Source organism: Herbaspirillum sp. C7C8, from assembly GCF_022627875.1.
GTDB lineage: Bacteria > Pseudomonadota > Gammaproteobacteria > Burkholderiales > Burkholderiaceae_D > Herbaspirillum.
On sequence record NZ_JABXGG010000006.1, the window covers coordinates 14306 to 30230 of the forward strand.

The following is a 15925-nucleotide window of genomic DNA, read 5'->3' on the forward strand; positions in this document are numbered from 1 at the left end:
GTTCGCCGACGCGCATCTGCATTGCCCGCTCAGCGCCGTGCCAGGACGACCAGTCCCGGCACGGGTTGCTGCATTTCCACGCGCAGGCTTTCCTCGCGCACCAGCACCATCGCCAGCCCGGCCTCCTGCAGGCACTGTTGCACATAGCTGCGCTGGTGGCGGAAGCGGCCGCTGGCGTGAAGGTAGTAGCCAGTGGCACGTTCTTCCTCCGCCAGTTCGACGGTGAAGATCAGGTGGCCGCCTTCCTGCAAGGCTTGTACGGCTGCCCCGAAGAACGAGGCCAGTTGGCCACAGTAGATCAGCACGTCGCAGGCCGCGACCAGGCCATAACGTGCCGGATGAGCCCTCATCCACTCCACCGCGTCGGCTTCGGCCAGCGCGGTGTATTGTGCATGCCGTGCAGCGTGGCGCAGCATGTTGGGGGACAGGTCGATGCCTTCCAGCGCCTGCGCATAGGGCGCCAGTACCGGCGCGCACAGGCCGGTGCCGCAACCGGCGTCCAGGACATTGACCGGTGCTGCGTCGGCCAGGCCCGCCTGCAGCATCGCCTCCAGCACTTGCGGCCCACGGTAGTCCAGGTGCGTGACGAGGTTGCTGTCGAAGTGATCGGCGTAGTCATCGAAGCGCTGCACGATGTAGTCACGCGGGACCGTGTCGCTGGGCAGTCCGGCATAGGCGGCAAACATGTGGCTGGCGATGGGGTGTCCGGGCTCCTCCAGCAACCATTGCCGGCATACTTCTGCGGCTTGCTCCATCTGCCCCAGGAAATAGAAAGAGATCGCCAGCAGCTCGCGCGACTTGCCCTCGTGCGGCGGCAGCACGAAGGCCATGCACTGGTAGCGCGAACTCTGCATGCGATCCCCCAGTTGGGCGTAGAGCTCTGCCAGCTGATGCAGGGCGGCCAGGCAGTGCGGGTCATACTGCAAGGCCTGCTTGCCGGCGGCGATGGCGGCGTCGGTCTGGCCCAGGGCGCGCCGCGCTGCGGCCAGGTTGGTCCACAGTTGCGCATCTGCCGCCCGCAAGTCCAGGGCCTGTTCATAGGCCGGTGCCGCTTCCTCGAAACGTCCGCAGGCGAACAGAACATTGCCCAGATCGTTGCACCAGTCGGCATCAGGCGGGGCGTTGCGCGCGGCCTCGTGCATCAGCGCCAATCCTTCCTCGTGGCGACCGCACTGATGCAGCAGCACGCCCAGATAATGCTGGGCCGGGGCGTGCTGCTCTTCCATGGCGAGGATGAGGCGATAGTCTTCTTCGGCCGCATCGAGGCGGCCCGCTGCATGGTGGTTGAAGGCCGAAGTGAAGCTTTCTTCGATCAGTTCTTCCAGGGCGCCGCTGGACGTCATGGGGGGTCTCCTCTTGGTGTCATCGTCGGGGCGATGTGAATTTATTGACTCGAAACCGCCAGCCGAGGCAGCGACAGGGTCTGCGCATCGGTCGTGTCTGTGCTGCTCATGGCGGCAGGGACGGCCAGGGTGAAGACGGCCACCGACGCCGTGAGCGTAGCCGCCTGTTCGGTCAGGGCATCGGCGGCTGCCGCAGTCTGTTCGACCAGGGTCGCGTTCTGCCGGGTCGCACGGTCCATGTCCGCCAGGCTGAGACTGACCTGGGAAATGCCTTCGGCCTGTTCCTGTGTCGCCGTGGCGATCTCGTTGACGGTGGTCATGACATGGCCGAACGACTGCACGATCTGGACGATGGCCTGGTCGGCTTCCTTGACCTGTTCTGCGGCGTGGTCGACCGAGCCGATCGAGGTGGCGATCAGGTCCTTGACCTCGCGCGCGGCCTGCGCACTGCGCAGCGCCAGCGAGCGCACCTCCGAGGCCACGACGGCGAAGCCGCGGCCCTGGCTGCCGGCGCGGGCAGCTTCCACCGAGGCATTCAGGGCCAGGATGTTGGTCTGGAAGGCGATGCCGTCGATCACGCTGACGATGTCGGAGATCCGTGCTGCCCCTGCCGTGACCTCGGCCATTGCACCGGCGATGCCGCCCATGACCTGGCCACCGCGCTCGGCATCGCGGGCGGCGGCAGCCGCCATTGCATTGGTGCGGCCGGCGTTCTGGGCATTGTTGCGCACGGCACCGGAGAGCCGTTCCAGGGTGGCCGCAGTCGACTCCAGCGTACTGGCCTGGGACTGCGTACGCTGCGCCAGTTCGCCGTTGCCCTGGGCGATATCGGCGACACCGTGATGCAGGTCGCGGGTGGCCTCGCGGATGTCGTCGACGGTGCGGGCCACGCCGCGCTGCATGCGCTGCAATGCGGCCAGGAGTACACCGATTTCATTGCCGGAGATGCCTTGTACCGGGCGACTCAGATCACCGTCGGCGATGCGGTCGAAATGTTCGGCGGCGCGCTTGAGCGGTCGCAGCAGCAGGCGGTCGAACAGCAGCCAGCAGACGCCAATGAGCAGGATGGAGGCCGCCAGCATGGATACGGCCAGTAGCGAGGCCTGGGCCGAGCGGCGTTCGGAGGCCTGGCGCAGACCGTCCTTGACCTGTTCCGCACGCTGGATCACGGCGCGCAGGGTGGCGGCAAATTCGCGATCGGCTGCTTCTGCGCTGACGGTGGCGGCGGCGTAGTCGTCCAGCGAGACGTCATACAGCGCCACCTCGCGCTGGTTCAACACCTTGATGTAACTGTCATAGGCCGCCGAGACACGCAGTGCCTCGGGCTCGGCCAGGGCTTGCGGAGTGAGGCCCTGGCGGTAGCCGTCGAAAGCCTTGCGGGCTTCCTGCAGGGCGGCCGAGGCCCGTCGACTGTAGTCATTGGACTTGATTTCATCGCCCTTGACCAGATTGATGTAGGCGTTGTCCATGTTGATCAGGGTGGTCAGGAACAGGCGCTCGGTGTCATGCAGGGGCTGGATGTGACGATCCGACAGTTCGATCAGCGCAGCAGTGGCACGGCTTGCCGAGCGCGCGCCCTGCCAGGCCATGGCCACCGCCAGCCACAGCGCCAGGGTCAACAGCCCCAGTACCAGCAGCAGGGCAGTGCGCAGCTTCATTCTGGTCAACATGATGGTCTCCCTCGATCAGTGCAGGCCCAGGCGCCGGTCCAGTGACCAGGCACCACCACCGCGTGCCACCAGCAGCAGCAACAGACCGGCCCACGACAGGTGGGTTGGCCAGGCATCCGGGTAGACGAAGATCTCGATGACCGCCGTCATGCCCAGCAACGCCAGCGCCGCGCCGCGCGTGAACAGGCCCAGCACCAGCAGCAGCGGGAAGAAGTGTTCGGCATAGGTGGCCAGGTGTGCAGCCAGGTCGGGCGGTACCAACGGCAGGCGATATTCCTCCTGGAACAGGACATAGGTGCTGTCCTTGATGTGCAGCCATCCGCTGACCTTGGTCCGGCCGGAGAGGAAGAAGATGGCGGCAATCGACAGCCGTGCCACCAGGGCCAGCAGTGAATCGCTGATGAGGCGGCTGGCCAGGTCGGCGGCGCGCGTGTAGAGGGTGGTATGCGGCCGGGCCGTGGCTTCCAGGGTGAGAGGCGGTTCCATGAGGGTCTCCGTGGGGGTGTTCAATAGAAGGAAGTGAAGGCGCCGGCCAGAACCAGCTGGCCCAGCAGCAGGGCAAGGTCCAGCCCGGGCTCGTGTGTCAGCGCCTGGTCGGCTGCACTGGCGATGGCGCAGCCATCGCGACAGGCATCGAGGAAACGGCCGCCGCCCGGGCCCAGTGCCTGCCATTGCACCTGGCCGTGGGGGCGGGTGAGCAGGGCGCCCTCGCCGCACCATTGCGGGGCCAGTTCCGTGGCGTCTTCTTCGTTGCGGTTGGCGTTCCAGATGGTGTAGACCGGATGTTGCCCATCGTGATGCCAGCGGCAGGCGGCATGCAGGACCAGGGTCACGTCCCGGCCCTCGGCCAGTGCGGTGTGCAGGGCCGCGCCTGCCAGGACGGGCTGGTCGGCGGCCAAGTGGGATTCGGTCCAGCAGCGATCCAGCAGGGCGATGCCGGGCAGATAGGGCAGGGCGCGTGCGGCCTCCAGCGTGCCGAGAAATTCGGCAAAGCCTTCGCCATAGGCGATCAGGCTGGCCTGGCGTGGCAAGTGGTGATGCGCGAACTCCAGTGCGGCCGATTCCATCCATGCGCGACCCACCAGTCGGTGCACTGCGGGATAGTTGGCCAGCAGCGCATCGACGCAGCCCTTGAAGACGGTATTGCGATAGATCGCGAAAGCCGGCTGGGCGAGCAGCGCGCCGATCTCGGGATCGTCGCTATGACCGCTCAGGAGGGCCTGCAGGAACGCGTCGTGATAGCGGCTCTCGGTGGCATTCATGCGGGCTGCTCCTCTGGTGCCAGCACCAGCGGATGAAGCAATGCAGCGGCCATGTCGCGCTCGGCCAGCAGCACATCGAAGGCCGGCACGTTGCCGTCGCGTTCGATCAGCGTGGGGCGGGGGCCGGTACGGGCCAGCAGATGCTGGTACAAGGCCCATACCGGGGCCGCGATCGGTGCATCATGCGAATCGACCAGCAGGCCGGGAAGATGGGCGTCGGCACTGTGGCCGGCCAGGTGGATTTCGAGGATGGCCTCCGCTGGCAACTGGTCGAGGTAATCGGTGGCATCGATACCCAGGTTGCATGCGCTGACGTGGACATTGTTGACATCGACCAGCAAGCCGCAACCGGTGCGGCGTACCAGCTCTTGCAGGAATTCCGGCTCGCTCCAGCTGTGCCTTTCCATGCGCAGATAGTGAGAAGGATTCTCCAGCGCGATGCGACGCTGCAGGACATCCTGGGTACGGCTGATGTTGGCGGCCACGCGCGCCAGCATCTCGGTCGTGCGCGGCACGGGTAACAGGTCGGGCAGGTAGTGTGCGCCGGCACGTGACCAGGCCAGGTGTTCGGAGACCAGTACCGGTTCGATACGTCGGGCCAGTTGTGCCAGCTGGCGCAGGTGAGCGGGATCGGGCGCTTGCGGCCCGGCCAATGACAGCGACACCCCGTGCAGGGCCACCGGATGCCTTTCCCGGATGGCCTGCAGCCAGGCCAGTCGGGGGCCGCCTTCCATCAGGTAGTTCTCCGGATGGACTTCGAACCACAGCCCGGGCGTGGTGCAGGCCAGGGCCGCATCGAAGTGCTGCGGCTTGAGACCCAGGCCGGCAGTGAGGAGGTGCGCTGTCATGACCATTGGCTCCGGATGGATCAGATCGGCTTGAGCGAGCCCATGCCGCGCGGGGTCTTGATGGAAGTGCAGGTGCCGGCCGGAACGTTCTTCCAGGCATTGCCCTGGTAATCCATCTTGGCCGTGCCGGCGCAGGTGGTGCCTTCACCAGCCTTGCAGTCGTTCTGGCCGGCCATGGAAACGCCATAGCACTTCTCGACGGCAGTCTTGTTCATCGGTTGCTTGTCTTGCGCCATGGCTGCGCCGGAGGCGAGGGTGGCGAGGGTCAGGGCGGCGGTGGCGACGAGGCGGTGGTTCATGGTGTGCTCCTTGAAATGGAATGAAGTGGAAGATGACACTGACCGGCGCAGGCTGATTTGCTGCAGCCAGGCTGCCGGTCTGATGGTTAATTCGCAGGCGGAGGCTGGCCGGTTACAGCGCATCGAAAATTTTTTGAAGAAATATTTTTCGCGCTTGCTGTAACCCAAACGGTTTTGTGAACGAATACACAGGAGAGCGCGCCGTTGCGCAGTCTGCCCGCAGGGGCGAAACAGGGGATGTGAATGAAAACGATGGAACTGGTCAACATGCTGGCCACCGGCACCGGAGGTTCCGCCGGCCCCGGCCAGCGCACCCTGGTGCGCAACGTGGCCGCGCGCATGGCCGTGGCGCTGGCCTTGGGCCTGATGGGAGCGGCGCTGCTGCTGGCCATTCTGTATGGGGTCCGCAGCGACCTGCGCACCCTGCTGCTGCAACCTTTGTTCTGGATGAAGGTCTCGTTTCCGCTGGCTGCGCTGCTGGCCGGACAACTGGCCGCATCCCGGCTGGCACTGCCTGGCATGCGCATCGGCCTGGCACCGGCAGCGGGATTGCTGCTGCCGCCGGCCCTGCTGTGGCTGGCTGGCGGCAGCTGGCTGGCGCTGGCACCACCCTCGCAGCGTCTGGACCTGCTGCTGGGGAGCAGCTGGGAGGTCTGTTCGGCCAATGTGGCCTTGCTGTCGCTGCCCACGCTGGCAACGATGCTGTGGTTCCTGCGCGGACTGGCACCTACGCAACTGCGCGCAGCCGGTGCCGTGGCCGGTTTGGTGGCCGGTGCCCAGGGCGTGCTAGTCTATTCACTTTATTGCGTGGAGATGGCGCCGCCGTTCTGGGGCGTCTGGTATGTACTGGGGGTGGCGCTGCCGACGGGGGCAGGCGCCTTGTGCGGCCCATGGCTGCTTCGTTGGTAATCTGTCGGCGTGCTCATGACTGAGAGTCCTTTCCTGTTGGCCACTGGCGGCCCGGCCTTGTCGGGTGACCTGGCCGGTCTTCCCGGCAAGCCTTCGCACCCGGCCGAGGAACGCCTGCGTACGCTGCTGCTGGCCGGTCTCGACGGTGACGCCGTGGCCTATCGCCAATTCCTGGCCGAACTCAGCGGACGCCTGCGCGCTTTCCTGCGCAAGCGGCTGGTCCATCTGCAGGATGACGTCGAGGACGTCGTGCAGGAAACCCTGCTGGCCATCCACAACGCCCGTCACACCTATCGTCCCGACCAGCCGTTGACGGCCTGGGTGCATGCCATCGCGCGCTACAAGCTGATGGACTTCCTGCGCGCGCGCTCGCGCCGCGAAGCCTTCAATGATCCGCTGGAGGAAGAGCATGACCTGCTGGCCGTCTGTGACGACGAACCGGCCCAGGCCCGGCGCGATGTCGGCGCCCTGCTGGAGGAGCTGCCCGACAAGCAGCGCCTGCCGATCGTGCACGTCAAGCTGGAGGGCCTGTCGGTAGCCGAGACGGCGCAACTGACGGGGATGTCGGAATCGGCCGTCAAGGTGGGGATCCATCGCGGCCTCAAGGCCCTGGCCCTGAAGATCCGGGAGAAACTGCAAGCATGAAGACTGATGACCTTATTTCGATGATGGCCGGTGACGTAGCGCCGGTGGACCGTCGCCTGCCGGCCAGGCAGATGGCCCAGGCACTGCTGCTGGGCGGCCTGGGTTCGTTGCTGCTGATGCTGCCGATCTATGGACTGCGCCCCGATCTGACCGTGATGCTGGGGGTGCCGCTGTTCTGGATCAAGCTGGCTTTTCCCACCACGCTGACCGTGGGTACCCTGCTGGTGCTGCGGCGTCTGGTGCGTCCGGGGCTGCGCGTGGGTGCGCGCTGGGCCGGCATTGCCTTGCCCGGCCTGGCGCTGTGGCTGGGTGGCGTCACGGTGCTGCTCAGTGCGCCGGTGGCGCAGCGTCTGCCGCTGTTGATGGGGATCAGCTGGCGCAGTTGCCCCTTCAATATCGCGCTGTTGTCGGTACCGCTGTTCATCGGCATCTTCTGGGCCGTGCGCGGCATGGCACCGACGCGGCTGCGCCTGACCGGCGCCGTGGCCGGGCTGCTGGCCGGCGCCAGTGCGACCATGGTGTATTGCCTGCATTGCCCGGAAATGGGCGTTCCCTTCTGGGGCGTCTGGTACTTGCTGGGCATTCTCATCCCGGCAGCGGTCGGCTTGCTGCTGGGTCCGCGCCTGTTGCGCTGGTAAGTTCCCGGGAGTTTTCCAATGAGTTTGCTTTCCCTGTGGCAGCGGGCCACGCAAAGGACCGCTGCAGGCCAGGCTGCACGTGACGAGCAGTTGCTGATGAGTCTGTTTCTGCTGGCCTGGGCGGTCGAGGCGCGCGATCCCTACACGGGCGGGCATCTGTGGCGGGTGGCGCGGCTCTCGCGTTTGCTGGCCGAGTCGGCCGGATTGCCTGCGCAGCAGGTGGCGCGCATCACGATCGGCGCGTTCCTGCATGACCTGGGCAAGATCGGCATTCCCGATGCCGTACTGGGCAAGAAATCTCGACTGGATGACGCGGAATATGCGGTCATCCGGACCCATCCCGAGATCGGCCATCGCATGCTGGCCGGCCACCCGCTGGCGGCGCTGGCCGAAGAGGCCGTGCTGCTGCATCACGAAACGCCGGATGGCCGCGGCTACCCCTACGGACGACGCGGCGAGGACATCCCGCTGGCTGCGCGCATCGTCGGCATCTGCGATGCCTTCGATGCCATGACCAGCACGCGCCCCTACCGCAGCGGCATGCCGATCGCCCGCGCCATGGAGATCATCGGGGGCGAGCTGGGCAAGCAGTTCGATGCAGAGCTGGGTCAGCTGTTCATCGGCTTGCAGTCCCATCCGGAACTGGCCCACATCGTCGGTCACAGCGACGAGGGTATCCCCCTGCAACGCTGCCTCAGTTGCGGTCCGATCATCGTGCAGCCGCGCCACGCGGCCGTGGGCGATACTCTGTACTGTCCGGCCTGCCATAGCGAATACACCATAGCGGCCGGTGCACAGGGCCTTCTGGCCAGCGGCAAGCAGGATACGGCGCGCGCCCTGGCGGTGCCGCCTGATACCGGTCTGATCCGTCGTCTGGTCGGGGAAAACCGCGCCGCCCTGACCTGAGTTGCATCACCCATGAAAAAGCCCGCACGAAGCGGGCTGGCGGGCTGGCGGTACGGCGCTCATTGGCTCAGAAGGTTTCCCAATCCCCTTCATCTTCTCCGGCAGGCAGGCGCGAGGCTTTGGCGGCCGGCTTGGCGGCTGTCTTCTCGGCCGCTGGCTCGGTCTTGGCGGCTGGTGCGGCAGCGGGTTTGGCTGCGGCTGCCTTGGGTGCGGCAATGGCCGCATGAGCAGCCGGCGTCGTCGCCGGCTTGCGTGGCGCCGCAGCCGTCGGCGCCGGGCGCGGTGCCGCCCTGGCGGCCACGGGTGCGGCCGGTGGCACTGGCGTGGCCTGGGCGGTACGTGCCTGGTTGCCATCGATCTGGAAACGTCCTACCAGTCCGGCCAGGGTAGCGGCCTGGTCCTGCAGCGATTGCGCGGCGGCAGCAGCTTGCTCCACCAGTGCGGCGTTCTGCTGCGTGCCTTCATCCATCTGCGTGATGGCGCGGCCGACTTCGGCGATGCCGGCACTCTGTTCCTGGCTGGCCGAGCTGATCTCGCCGACGATGTCGGTGACCCGACGTACGCTGGCCACCACTTCGGTCATGGTGGCGCCGGCCTGTTCCACCAGCTTGCTGCCGGTATCGACCTTGCTCACCGAGTCATCGATGAGGGTCTTGATTTCCTTGGCCGCCGAGGCCGAACGCTGGGCCAGCGAACGCACCTCCGAGGCCACCACCGCAAAGCCGCGCCCCTGTTCGCCGGCACGGGCCGCTTCCACGGCCGCATTCAAGGCCAGGATATTGGTCTGGAAGGCGATGCCGTCGATCACGCCGATGATGTCGGCAATCTTTCGCGAGCTGTCGGTGATGCCTTCCATGGTCTGCACCACCTGGCCGACCACGCTGCCGCCCTGGATCGCCACGTCCGATGCCGATTCGGCCAGTTGGTTGGCCTGGCGCGCGTTGTCGGCGTTCTGCCTGACGGTGGCGGTCAGTTCTTCCATAGCCGAGGCGGTTTCCTCGATGGAACCGGCCTGCTGCTCGGTGCGACTGGACAGGTCGAGGTTGCCGCTGGCGATTTCGTGGCTGGCCGTGGCGATGGTATCGGCCGAAGTCTTGATATTGGCGATGGTGCTCAGCAGGGAGTCACGCATGCTGCGCACTGCGTACAGCAGGCTGCTCTGGTCGCCCGGCGCAGTCTGGATGTTGGGGGTGAGGTCACCCTGGGCGATGCGGTTGGCGACCTCGGCCGCCTTGGCCGGATCGCCGCCGATGGTGCGCAGGATGCCGCGGTTGATCACGATCACCAGCCCCACCAGGGCGGCGGCGACCACGGCGAACAGGATCGCCATGCGGGCCAGCGTGCCCATGAAGGCAGCGTTGATGTCATCCATGTAGGCGCCGGTGGTCAGGTTCCAGTCCCAGGGCTGGTAGGCGATCACGAAGGAAGTCTTGGCCACCGGTTCGGCCGCGCCAACCTTGGGCCACAGGTAGTGCACGAAGCCGCCGCCGGGCTTGCTGCCGGCCTTGGTGATCTCGACGAACAGGTTGTTGCCGGCCGGATCCTTGAAGTTGGTCAGGTCCTTGCCGTCCAGTTCAGTCTTGATCGGGTGCATGACGATGATCTGGGCCGAGGTGGAAATCGAGAAGTAGCCATCGGTCCCGTAGCGCAGACTCTTGATGGCGGCCTTGGCACGTTTTTGTGCCTCTTCCTTGGTGAGGGCACCACTGTCGGCCAGACTGCCATAGGCCTTGACCAGCGACAGCGCGGTCTGGCCGATGTTGGTCAGATCGTTCTTGCGCTCTTCCAGGCGCACGTCGCGCACCATATAGGCGCTGAAGACGGAAATCGCCAGAAGGGCGACGAGGCTCAATACGAGTGGCAGCCACAGCTTCTTGCTGAAGGATAACTGGCCCATGATGTAATCTCCCAATTTTTATCTGGACGCTCGCCGGCATCGTCGTGCCTGGACGATGGCAGCGGAACCCGCGGGCCTGGTGCATCGTCTTGCGTGAGCGTCATTGTTGCCAAGTCAAGGTGGTGTTCACGGGCTTTCGCAGATGAAATGCGCGCGACCTTGCCACTCTAACCCGGTATTGCCTTGCTGAATGCCGGAACAGGAGGCGCAAGTGCGCTCATTTTCGGAAATGAATGGTGCGGTGCGGGGCAATTTCACTGCTCCAGCGCCGAGCGGAACCGATACCACCACAGGCCGATCCGTTCACGCAGGGCATAACTGGCCAGCTCAAGGTTGCTGGCGCGCGGCAGGTAGTCGGTGGGTCGGGGGCGTGACCGACCGTGGAACAGGGTAGGCGCTGCCCGGACCTGCAAGCCCGTCTGCGTGAATACGCGCATGGCGCGCGGCATGTGGATGCTGTCTGTGACCAGCAGGATGCGCGTGATGCCATCGGCCTTGAGCATGGCGGCCGAATGGCTGGCGTTCTGGGCCGTGGTGTCGGCCTGCTGCTCCTGCCATCGCACCGCTACCCCGAAGTCGCGCTGCAGGTCGCGCGTCATCAGGGCGGCTTCGCTTTCCGGCGAACCGTCGGGGCTGCCGCCGGTCACCAGGATGGGCAGGCCGGTCTGGCGCGCAAGATAGGCGCCGTATTGCAGCCGCTTCATGCCGAGGGCGGTGGCGTCGTCGCTGCCACCGTATTCCGGCGCCCGGTCGACCCGACCCGATCCCAGGATGACGATGGCCTGCGCATCGCCGGGGCCGGTCAGCGGCGGATACTGGTCTTCCAGGGGGCGTACCGTCCACAGGGCGCCGACGCGGGTACTGAGGACCAGCAGGATCATCATCCCCAGCAGCATCAGGGCCAGACCGCTGCGCGGCGCGCGGCGGCGCAGCCATCGCCCGGCCAGGTACAGCAGGAGGGGCGAGACGGGCGGCAGCAGGAGGCTGCTGGCCATGGCGGAGAGGAGGACCGGCAAGGACATGAACAGGATCGGCAGCAATGGTGGACAGCCTGGCATTGTGCGTGATTGTGCCGGTCCGGGCCAGCCTTGCCGCATGCCGATTTGCCTCGCCGCAGGGAATCCCCCAGAATGCGGGATCGCAAAAGGAAGGGCACAGCCCCGGGAATGCCGTGATACGACTTGTCTTGTTATTGCTGGGTGCCGATTTCATCCGCCGCAACTGGCACGCTCTGGCCGTGGCCGGTCTGGCCTGGGGAGCCGTCGGCGTGTCGCTGATGATCGATGCACTCGATGGCGTGCTCAATTTCCCCTTGACCCTGTTCGGCTACCTGCTGCTGCTGGAGAGCCTGGTCACCCTGTGGGTGGCCAACAGCGGCATGGGCGCGCAGAAGACCCTGCGCTACGCCAAGGGCGGCTTGTTCCTGCTCATTGCTATCCTGGTCATCACCCAGCACTACGCCAGCAACATGGCGCTGGCCATGCTGTTCGGGCTGGCCTTCACCATCGGCGGTGCGCTGCAGATCACCTCGGCCCTGGTGGTGCGCTTTCCGCGCTGGCGCACGGCCATGTTCGGCGGGGTCGTGCAGATCGGGCTGGCGATCTTCTTCTTCCAGCCGTATCCCACCCACTACAAGGGAACCGTGCCGTATTGCCTGGCGCTGGGCCTGGTCTTCGGTGGCTGGAACATGATCTGGGTGGCCCTGCGCAGCCGCATGCTGCCGCAGCAGGCCGCCGCTGACGTGCTGGCCGAGCGCAACAGCGGCGATGACTTGCCCTTCGATGCCGGGCTGCACGACGCTGCCCCCGACCTGCAGGCACAGCTGTGCACCCCGGCCACGGCTGCTGCGACACCAGGGCCGCTGGCACCGATGACCCTGCACGTATGGACCCCCACCGGCAGCGCCAAGGGACAGGCCCGGCGGCAGCCGGTGATCGACCGCTACATTGCCGCCGTCGACACCCAGGGCGTCATCTCGACCGGCCACGCCGCGCTGGAGATCCTGCCCGATCTGTATATCAGCCTTTATCCGGCCGAAGAAATCGACCGCTCGCCGGATCAGTTCGCCCGGCTCCTGCGCGCTACGGCCGACAACGACGTCAAGGGCCGCTACCTCACCGATTACCGCAGCGAAGCCGCGGCCTGGTGCGAATCGACCGAGAAGATCGTCTTCCGCGACTACCGTCGCGCCTCGCTGGAGCGCTTCTGGCAGCATTACCGCCAGACCGAGATCTACAACCTTACCTATCGCAATTGCTCCAGCACCGTGGCTCATGCCCTGGAGGCCGCGCTTGAGGGCGTCATCGGCACCCGGGACCGGCACTGGTTCAATGCGGTGCGCATGATGTTGACGCCCGAGATCTGGGTCGCCAGCCAGATCCGCAAGCGCGCCGTGACCATGGCCTGGACGCCGGGCATGGTGCTGGACTATGCCCGCGCCTTGCGCGCGGTGGTGCATCCGCGTCCCTTGTCCTGGGCTGCGTCGCTGCAGCTCGCCCTGCGCCAGAGCCGGCGCCTGCGCAAGGCCTGGCGAATGACGCGCCGCCAGGCGGATGCGCAGTCCTCTTCCTTCAGGAAACCATGAGCCATCCTCTCCCCGTACAGGAACACTGGATCGACGCCGCCGACGGCACCCGCCTGTTTTGCCGCGACTGGCTGCTGCCCGGCGCCACCTCGGCGGTGCAGATGGTGCATGGCCTGGGGGAACATGGCGGGCGCTATGAGGCATTGGCACAGCTGTTCAATCAGGCCGGCTTTTCCGTGCGCATCTGCGACCATCGCGGCCATGGCAATTCGGGTGGCCGCCAGGGCAGCCTGATCCGAGCGGATGATCTGCTGCGCGACCTGAAGCAGAGCTTCGATGACTTCAGCCGCCGCACGCAGTGCACGCCGCTGCTGTTCGGTCACAGCATGGGCGGCCTGGTGGCGGCGCGCTTTGCCACCGGCGGTTTCAGCCCGGTGCGGGCACTGGCCTTGTCCTCACCGGCGCTGGCGCTGGATCTGTCGCGCTGGCAGCGGCTGCTGCTGAAGGTCTCCTCGGCCATCGCCCCGGGCCTGGCCCTGCCGACCGCCTTGCCGGCTGCGCGCATCTCGCACGATCCGCAGCAGGTAAGAGCGTACCGCCAGGACCCGCTCAATCACGGCAAGATCGCGCCGCGCATGCTCAACTTCATGCTCGATGCCATGCAGCAGACGGCGCGCGATGCCGTCCAGTTCACGCGGCCAGTGCTGCTGCAGGTCGCCGGCGATGACGCCTTCGTCGCCCCGCGCGGCAGCCGGGCCTTCTACGAGGCCCTGCCCGGCCAAAGCAAGACGCTGCACTGGTACGCCCAGGCTTACCACGAGATCTTCAATGAGGAAACCCGACTGCGTGAGCAGGCCATGCAGGACTTGCGGGAGTGGCTGGGACAGTTGCCGCCGACCGAGCAAGCCAGTCCAATGCCGACGGTATCGATGGGGTAAAACCAGAAGACGCTGAAGCCAGCGTGAAGAAGGGTTCAGGAATTAACCTGGAATTACGCATGTAAAGCACCGCGACAGGCGTCTGAAGGGGCCGATCCGGTGCTTTTTTGTTCACTCAGGGTTGCCCGCTGGGAACGTTGCTGAACTGGCAGCGGCTGTCAAAGCCGACGAAGCCAGGCGCGCAGGCGCAGCCTTGCACGGCCAGCAGCAGGGCGGAGGCGGCGAGGAGGGAGGCAAGTCGCTTCATGCGTCACTTTCGTTGCGTTGGCAAAGCTTGCGAGTGTAATGCGCTGCAGCAGCTTTGCAAGTGAGACGACGACACGACATTTACCACACCGGCAAGCCAGAGTTGCACCATGGTAAATCGTTGAGATATCAACGATGATGATAATGGTGCGAATTTGCCCTAAATCAGTGCGAATCGATCCGCGACCGGCGCCAAAAGAAAAAGCGGCTTGTCAGCGTTGCAACGCGACAATAACCGCTTTTCAGGACTGCTCCGAAGTGGCATCGCGTCTCCGTGCGGAGACGGGCGATCACCCGGCCAGGAGGCTGCTTACTTGACCGAAATCAGGTAGCGCGCAACCATGGCGCCGATGAGCAGGGTGTACGGGAGGATGTCGGCGATGATGTTCATGGTGAGCTCCGTGAGGAAGAAATTGATCTGTTGCATTGCAATATATTCGCTTCACGGGCGTGCTTCCACTTTTGAATCCCAATACCAGTTATCTATTTTGTGAATGATTGGCTGTCCGGGTATCTCCGATGTCTTTTTTTCTTGAGAAAAACCGTTTTTAATCAATGGCTTGCGTAAAACCCTCCGGGCTGACGCAGCAAGCCCCCGTGGCACGGTGTGTCATCCGTACGACAGGGGCTATGGGGCAACATCACGATATCCGGCACGTTTTGTCGTGCAGGATGCTCAGGCTTACTTGACCAGTTGCAGCTTCAGGCCGCGCAATTCGGTATTGATCCGGAGCTCGTAGCGGCCGTCTTGGGCCACGGGCAGCGTCAGCTTGTCCGTCGTCGGTCCGGCATTGCTGCCCAGGCTGTTGACGCGCTTGATGCTGAAATCATAGCTGCCGGGCTTGAGCCAGATCGACAGATGTTCACCGCCGGCGATCTGGGCCAGCACCACATCGTTGATGGCCAGTTCCAGCATGTCGTTGTTGAGCAGGCCGGCGGCACGGGTGAAGGTGACGGGCGACAGGCCCGCGGCCTGCTCGGTCATGCTCTTGATGTAGACGCGCGCGGCGGGGATGGCGCCGCTGGCGGTGCGTTCCACCGGGGTGGTGCAGGCGGCCAGGGCCATGATGAGGGTGAGGCTGGCGGCGAGGGTCTTGATCATGTTGCTCTTCCTTGTGGTCGTAGGCGATGCGGGACTCAGGGGCGTGCCGCAGACGATAGCACGGGCGGCTGCCCGATCAGTTGCAGCAGATGTCGTTCGATGGCGAAGACGTGGTGGTCTTCGGCGCCCAGCTCGCGCAAAGCCTGGGCCAGCTTGAGCAGGTATTCGCTGTTGCGCCCGCTGGGACCGACGGCGCCGGCGATCTGGCGCGCGATCTCCAGTTCGCTGGCGGGCCCGGCGAAGGCTTCGTTGTCGTCGGCAGCGATGTAGATCAGCCCTTCGGCGACCTGGCCATCCTCGAAGCTCATCTCGGTAACCAGGCGCAGGTAACCGTTTTTCTCGCGATGATCCAGATGGGCAAAGACTTCCGGCGTGATCAGGTAGGCCATGCCGGCGCAGACGGCATCCTGCTCCGGTACCAGGGTTACCACCCGGCCCGGGGCTTGGGCTGTGCCGCGATGATCGTGGGAACTTTGCCAGAAGCGTCGCGCCCAGCCGGTGATGTGGGCCGGGCGGCGTTCCAGATAGGGGAAATCGGCCTTGAAGATGATGGAGCCGTAACCGAACAGCCAGACGCTGGCGTGGTCATCGAAACGACGCATCTGGCGGTTGAGGGCGATGGTGTTGACGGACATGGACACAAAGCAGGGCGACGGCCTGGCCGCCGGAAGCCTGCCATTATAGAGGGGAACGGGCAG

At 65.4% G+C, this 15925-nt stretch carries 17 protein-coding genes; 6 read left to right on the plus strand and 11 right to left on the minus strand.

The genetic code is table 11. The features are described 5' to 3' along the window. Positions 1–29: 29 nt before the first annotated feature. From HWE01_RS09235 to HWE01_RS09260, 6 genes are read right to left on the minus strand one after another with little or no spacing between them, the layout of a single operon-like run. On the minus strand, positions 30–1343 hold the full coding sequence (locus HWE01_RS09235; RefSeq protein ID WP_241821604.1) for a tetratricopeptide repeat protein: 1314 nt from the start codon (positions 1341–1343) through the stop codon (positions 30–32). Positions 1344–1384: 41 nt separating this feature from the next. Beyond that, positions 1385–3013 carry a methyl-accepting chemotaxis protein gene (locus tag HWE01_RS09240; protein WP_008330695.1) on the minus strand — a complete coding sequence of 543 codons (1629 nt, stop codon included), beginning with the start codon at positions 3011–3013 and terminating at the stop codon, positions 1385–1387. A 15-nt stretch (positions 3014–3028) separates the two neighbouring features. Beyond that, on the minus strand, positions 3029–3499 hold the full coding sequence (locus HWE01_RS09245) for a DoxX family protein (protein ID WP_008330679.1): 471 nt from the start codon (positions 3497–3499) through the stop codon (positions 3029–3031). Positions 3500–3519: 20 nt separating this feature from the next. Further along, entirely contained in the window at positions 3520–4275 is a 756-nt protein-coding gene (locus tag HWE01_RS09250; RefSeq protein WP_241821606.1) for an HvfC/BufC N-terminal domain-containing protein, read from the minus strand. Further along, entirely contained in the window at positions 4272–5123 is an 852-nt protein-coding gene (gene bufB / locus HWE01_RS09255; protein WP_241821608.1) for an MNIO family bufferin maturase, read from the minus strand. The genes HWE01_RS09250 and bufB overlap by 4 nt, the downstream gene beginning before the upstream one ends. Positions 5124–5143: 20 nt before the next feature. Next, positions 5144–5422, minus strand: coding sequence for a BufA1 family periplasmic bufferin-type metallophore (locus HWE01_RS09260; protein ID WP_008330675.1), 279 nt, complete (start codon positions 5420–5422; stop codon positions 5144–5146). 243 nt (positions 5423–5665) lie between these two features. Between HWE01_RS09260 and HWE01_RS09265 the strand changes: the two genes are divergently transcribed. Genes HWE01_RS09265 through HWE01_RS09280 form a run of 4 tightly spaced genes read left to right on the plus strand, consistent with a single transcriptional unit; the run spans position 5666 to position 8520 of the window. Continuing rightward, the gene (locus HWE01_RS09265; RefSeq protein ID WP_237713569.1) at positions 5666–6331 is read left to right on the plus strand and encodes a DUF1109 domain-containing protein; all 666 of its coding nucleotides are present in this window, start codon (positions 5666–5668) and stop codon (positions 6329–6331) included. 15 nt (positions 6332–6346) lie between these two features. After that, the gene (locus HWE01_RS09270) at positions 6347–6976 is read left to right on the plus strand and encodes a sigma-70 family RNA polymerase sigma factor (protein ID WP_034350757.1); all 630 of its coding nucleotides are present in this window, start codon (positions 6347–6349) and stop codon (positions 6974–6976) included. Then, positions 6973–7614, plus strand: a complete 642-nt coding sequence (locus HWE01_RS09275; RefSeq protein ID WP_008330672.1) for a DUF1109 domain-containing protein — start codon at positions 6973–6975, stop codon at positions 7612–7614. Before HWE01_RS09270 ends, HWE01_RS09275 begins: the two co-directional genes overlap by 4 nt. Before the next feature lie 18 nt (positions 7615–7632). After that, positions 7633–8520: an HD domain-containing phosphohydrolase gene (locus tag HWE01_RS09280; protein ID WP_008330671.1), complete on the plus strand. Its 888-nt coding sequence runs from the start codon at positions 7633–7635 to the stop codon at positions 8518–8520. Between the two features lie 67 nt (positions 8521–8587). Here HWE01_RS09280 and HWE01_RS09285 read toward each other — a convergent pair whose 3' ends face one another. Next, positions 8588–10417 carry a methyl-accepting chemotaxis protein gene (locus HWE01_RS09285; protein ID WP_241821609.1) on the minus strand — a complete coding sequence of 610 codons (1830 nt, stop codon included), beginning with the start codon at positions 10415–10417 and terminating at the stop codon, positions 8588–8590. A 254-nt stretch (positions 10418–10671) separates the two neighbouring features. Then, positions 10672–11439: a YdcF family protein gene (locus HWE01_RS09290; RefSeq protein ID WP_034351125.1), complete on the minus strand. Its 768-nt coding sequence runs from the start codon at positions 11437–11439 to the stop codon at positions 10672–10674. Between the two features lie 164 nt (positions 11440–11603). On the opposite strand from HWE01_RS09290, the gene HWE01_RS09295 reads away from it, so the two are divergent. Further along, positions 11604–13001, plus strand: coding sequence for an HdeD family acid-resistance protein (locus HWE01_RS09295; protein WP_349640997.1), 1398 nt, complete (start codon positions 11604–11606; stop codon positions 12999–13001). Beyond that, on the plus strand, positions 12998–13879 hold the full coding sequence (locus HWE01_RS09300) for an alpha/beta hydrolase (RefSeq protein ID WP_241821611.1): 882 nt from the start codon (positions 12998–13000) through the stop codon (positions 13877–13879). Before HWE01_RS09295 ends, HWE01_RS09300 begins: the two co-directional genes overlap by 4 nt. Positions 13880–13994: 115 nt before the next feature. Here HWE01_RS09300 and HWE01_RS22860 read toward each other — a convergent pair whose 3' ends face one another. The 3 genes from HWE01_RS22860 to HWE01_RS09310 form a co-directional block, all read right to left on the minus strand. Then, on the minus strand, positions 13995–14126 hold the full coding sequence (locus HWE01_RS22860) for a hypothetical protein (protein WP_008330666.1): 132 nt from the start codon (positions 14124–14126) through the stop codon (positions 13995–13997). A 681-nt stretch (positions 14127–14807) separates the two neighbouring features. After that, complete coding sequence (locus tag HWE01_RS09305; RefSeq protein WP_241821612.1) at positions 14808–15227, minus strand: NAD-GH domain containing protein; 420 nt, start codon at positions 15225–15227, stop codon at positions 14808–14810. A 35-nt stretch (positions 15228–15262) separates the two neighbouring features. Next, entirely contained in the window at positions 15263–15862 is a 600-nt protein-coding gene (locus HWE01_RS09310; protein WP_008330663.1) for a gamma-glutamylcyclotransferase, read from the minus strand. Positions 15863–15925 lie beyond the last annotated feature (63 nt).

Excerpts from the sequence above, each read along its gene's own strand:
- HWE01_RS09235 (WP_241821604.1), bottom strand. The coding sequence starts at position 1,343 with ATGACGTCCAGCGGCGCCCTGGAAGAACTGATCGAAGAAAGCTTCACT.
- HWE01_RS09240 (WP_008330695.1), bottom strand. The coding sequence starts at position 3,013 with ATGTTGACCAGAATGAAGCTGCGCACTGCCCTGCTGCTGGTACTGGGG.
- HWE01_RS09245 (WP_008330679.1), bottom strand. The coding sequence starts at position 3,499 with ATGGAACCGCCTCTCACCCTGGAAGCCACGGCCCGGCCGCATACCACC.
- HWE01_RS09250 (WP_241821606.1), bottom strand. The coding sequence starts at position 4,275 with ATGAATGCCACCGAGAGCCGCTATCACGACGCGTTCCTGCAGGCCCTC.
- bufB (WP_241821608.1), bottom strand. The coding sequence starts at position 5,123 with ATGACAGCGCACCTCCTCACTGCCGGCCTGGGTCTCAAGCCGCAGCAC.
- HWE01_RS09260 (WP_008330675.1), bottom strand. The coding sequence starts at position 5,422 with ATGAACCACCGCCTCGTCGCCACCGCCGCCCTGACCCTCGCCACCCTC.
- HWE01_RS09265 (WP_237713569.1), top strand. The coding sequence starts at position 5,666 with ATGAAAACGATGGAACTGGTCAACATGCTGGCCACCGGCACCGGAGGT.
- HWE01_RS09270 (WP_034350757.1), top strand. The coding sequence starts at position 6,347 with ATGACTGAGAGTCCTTTCCTGTTGGCCACTGGCGGCCCGGCCTTGTCG.
- HWE01_RS09275 (WP_008330672.1), top strand. The coding sequence starts at position 6,973 with ATGAAGACTGATGACCTTATTTCGATGATGGCCGGTGACGTAGCGCCG.
- HWE01_RS09280 (WP_008330671.1), top strand. The coding sequence starts at position 7,633 with ATGAGTTTGCTTTCCCTGTGGCAGCGGGCCACGCAAAGGACCGCTGCA.
- HWE01_RS09285 (WP_241821609.1), bottom strand. The coding sequence starts at position 10,417 with ATGGGCCAGTTATCCTTCAGCAAGAAGCTGTGGCTGCCACTCGTATTG.
- HWE01_RS09290 (WP_034351125.1), bottom strand. The coding sequence starts at position 11,439 with ATGTCCTTGCCGGTCCTCCTCTCCGCCATGGCCAGCAGCCTCCTGCTG.
- HWE01_RS09300 (WP_241821611.1), top strand. The coding sequence starts at position 12,998 with ATGAGCCATCCTCTCCCCGTACAGGAACACTGGATCGACGCCGCCGAC.
- HWE01_RS22860 (WP_008330666.1), bottom strand. The coding sequence starts at position 14,126 with ATGAAGCGACTTGCCTCCCTCCTCGCCGCCTCCGCCCTGCTGCTGGCC.
- HWE01_RS09305 (WP_241821612.1), bottom strand. The coding sequence starts at position 15,227 with ATGATCAAGACCCTCGCCGCCAGCCTCACCCTCATCATGGCCCTGGCC.
- HWE01_RS09310 (WP_008330663.1), bottom strand. The coding sequence starts at position 15,862 with ATGTCCGTCAACACCATCGCCCTCAACCGCCAGATGCGTCGTTTCGAT.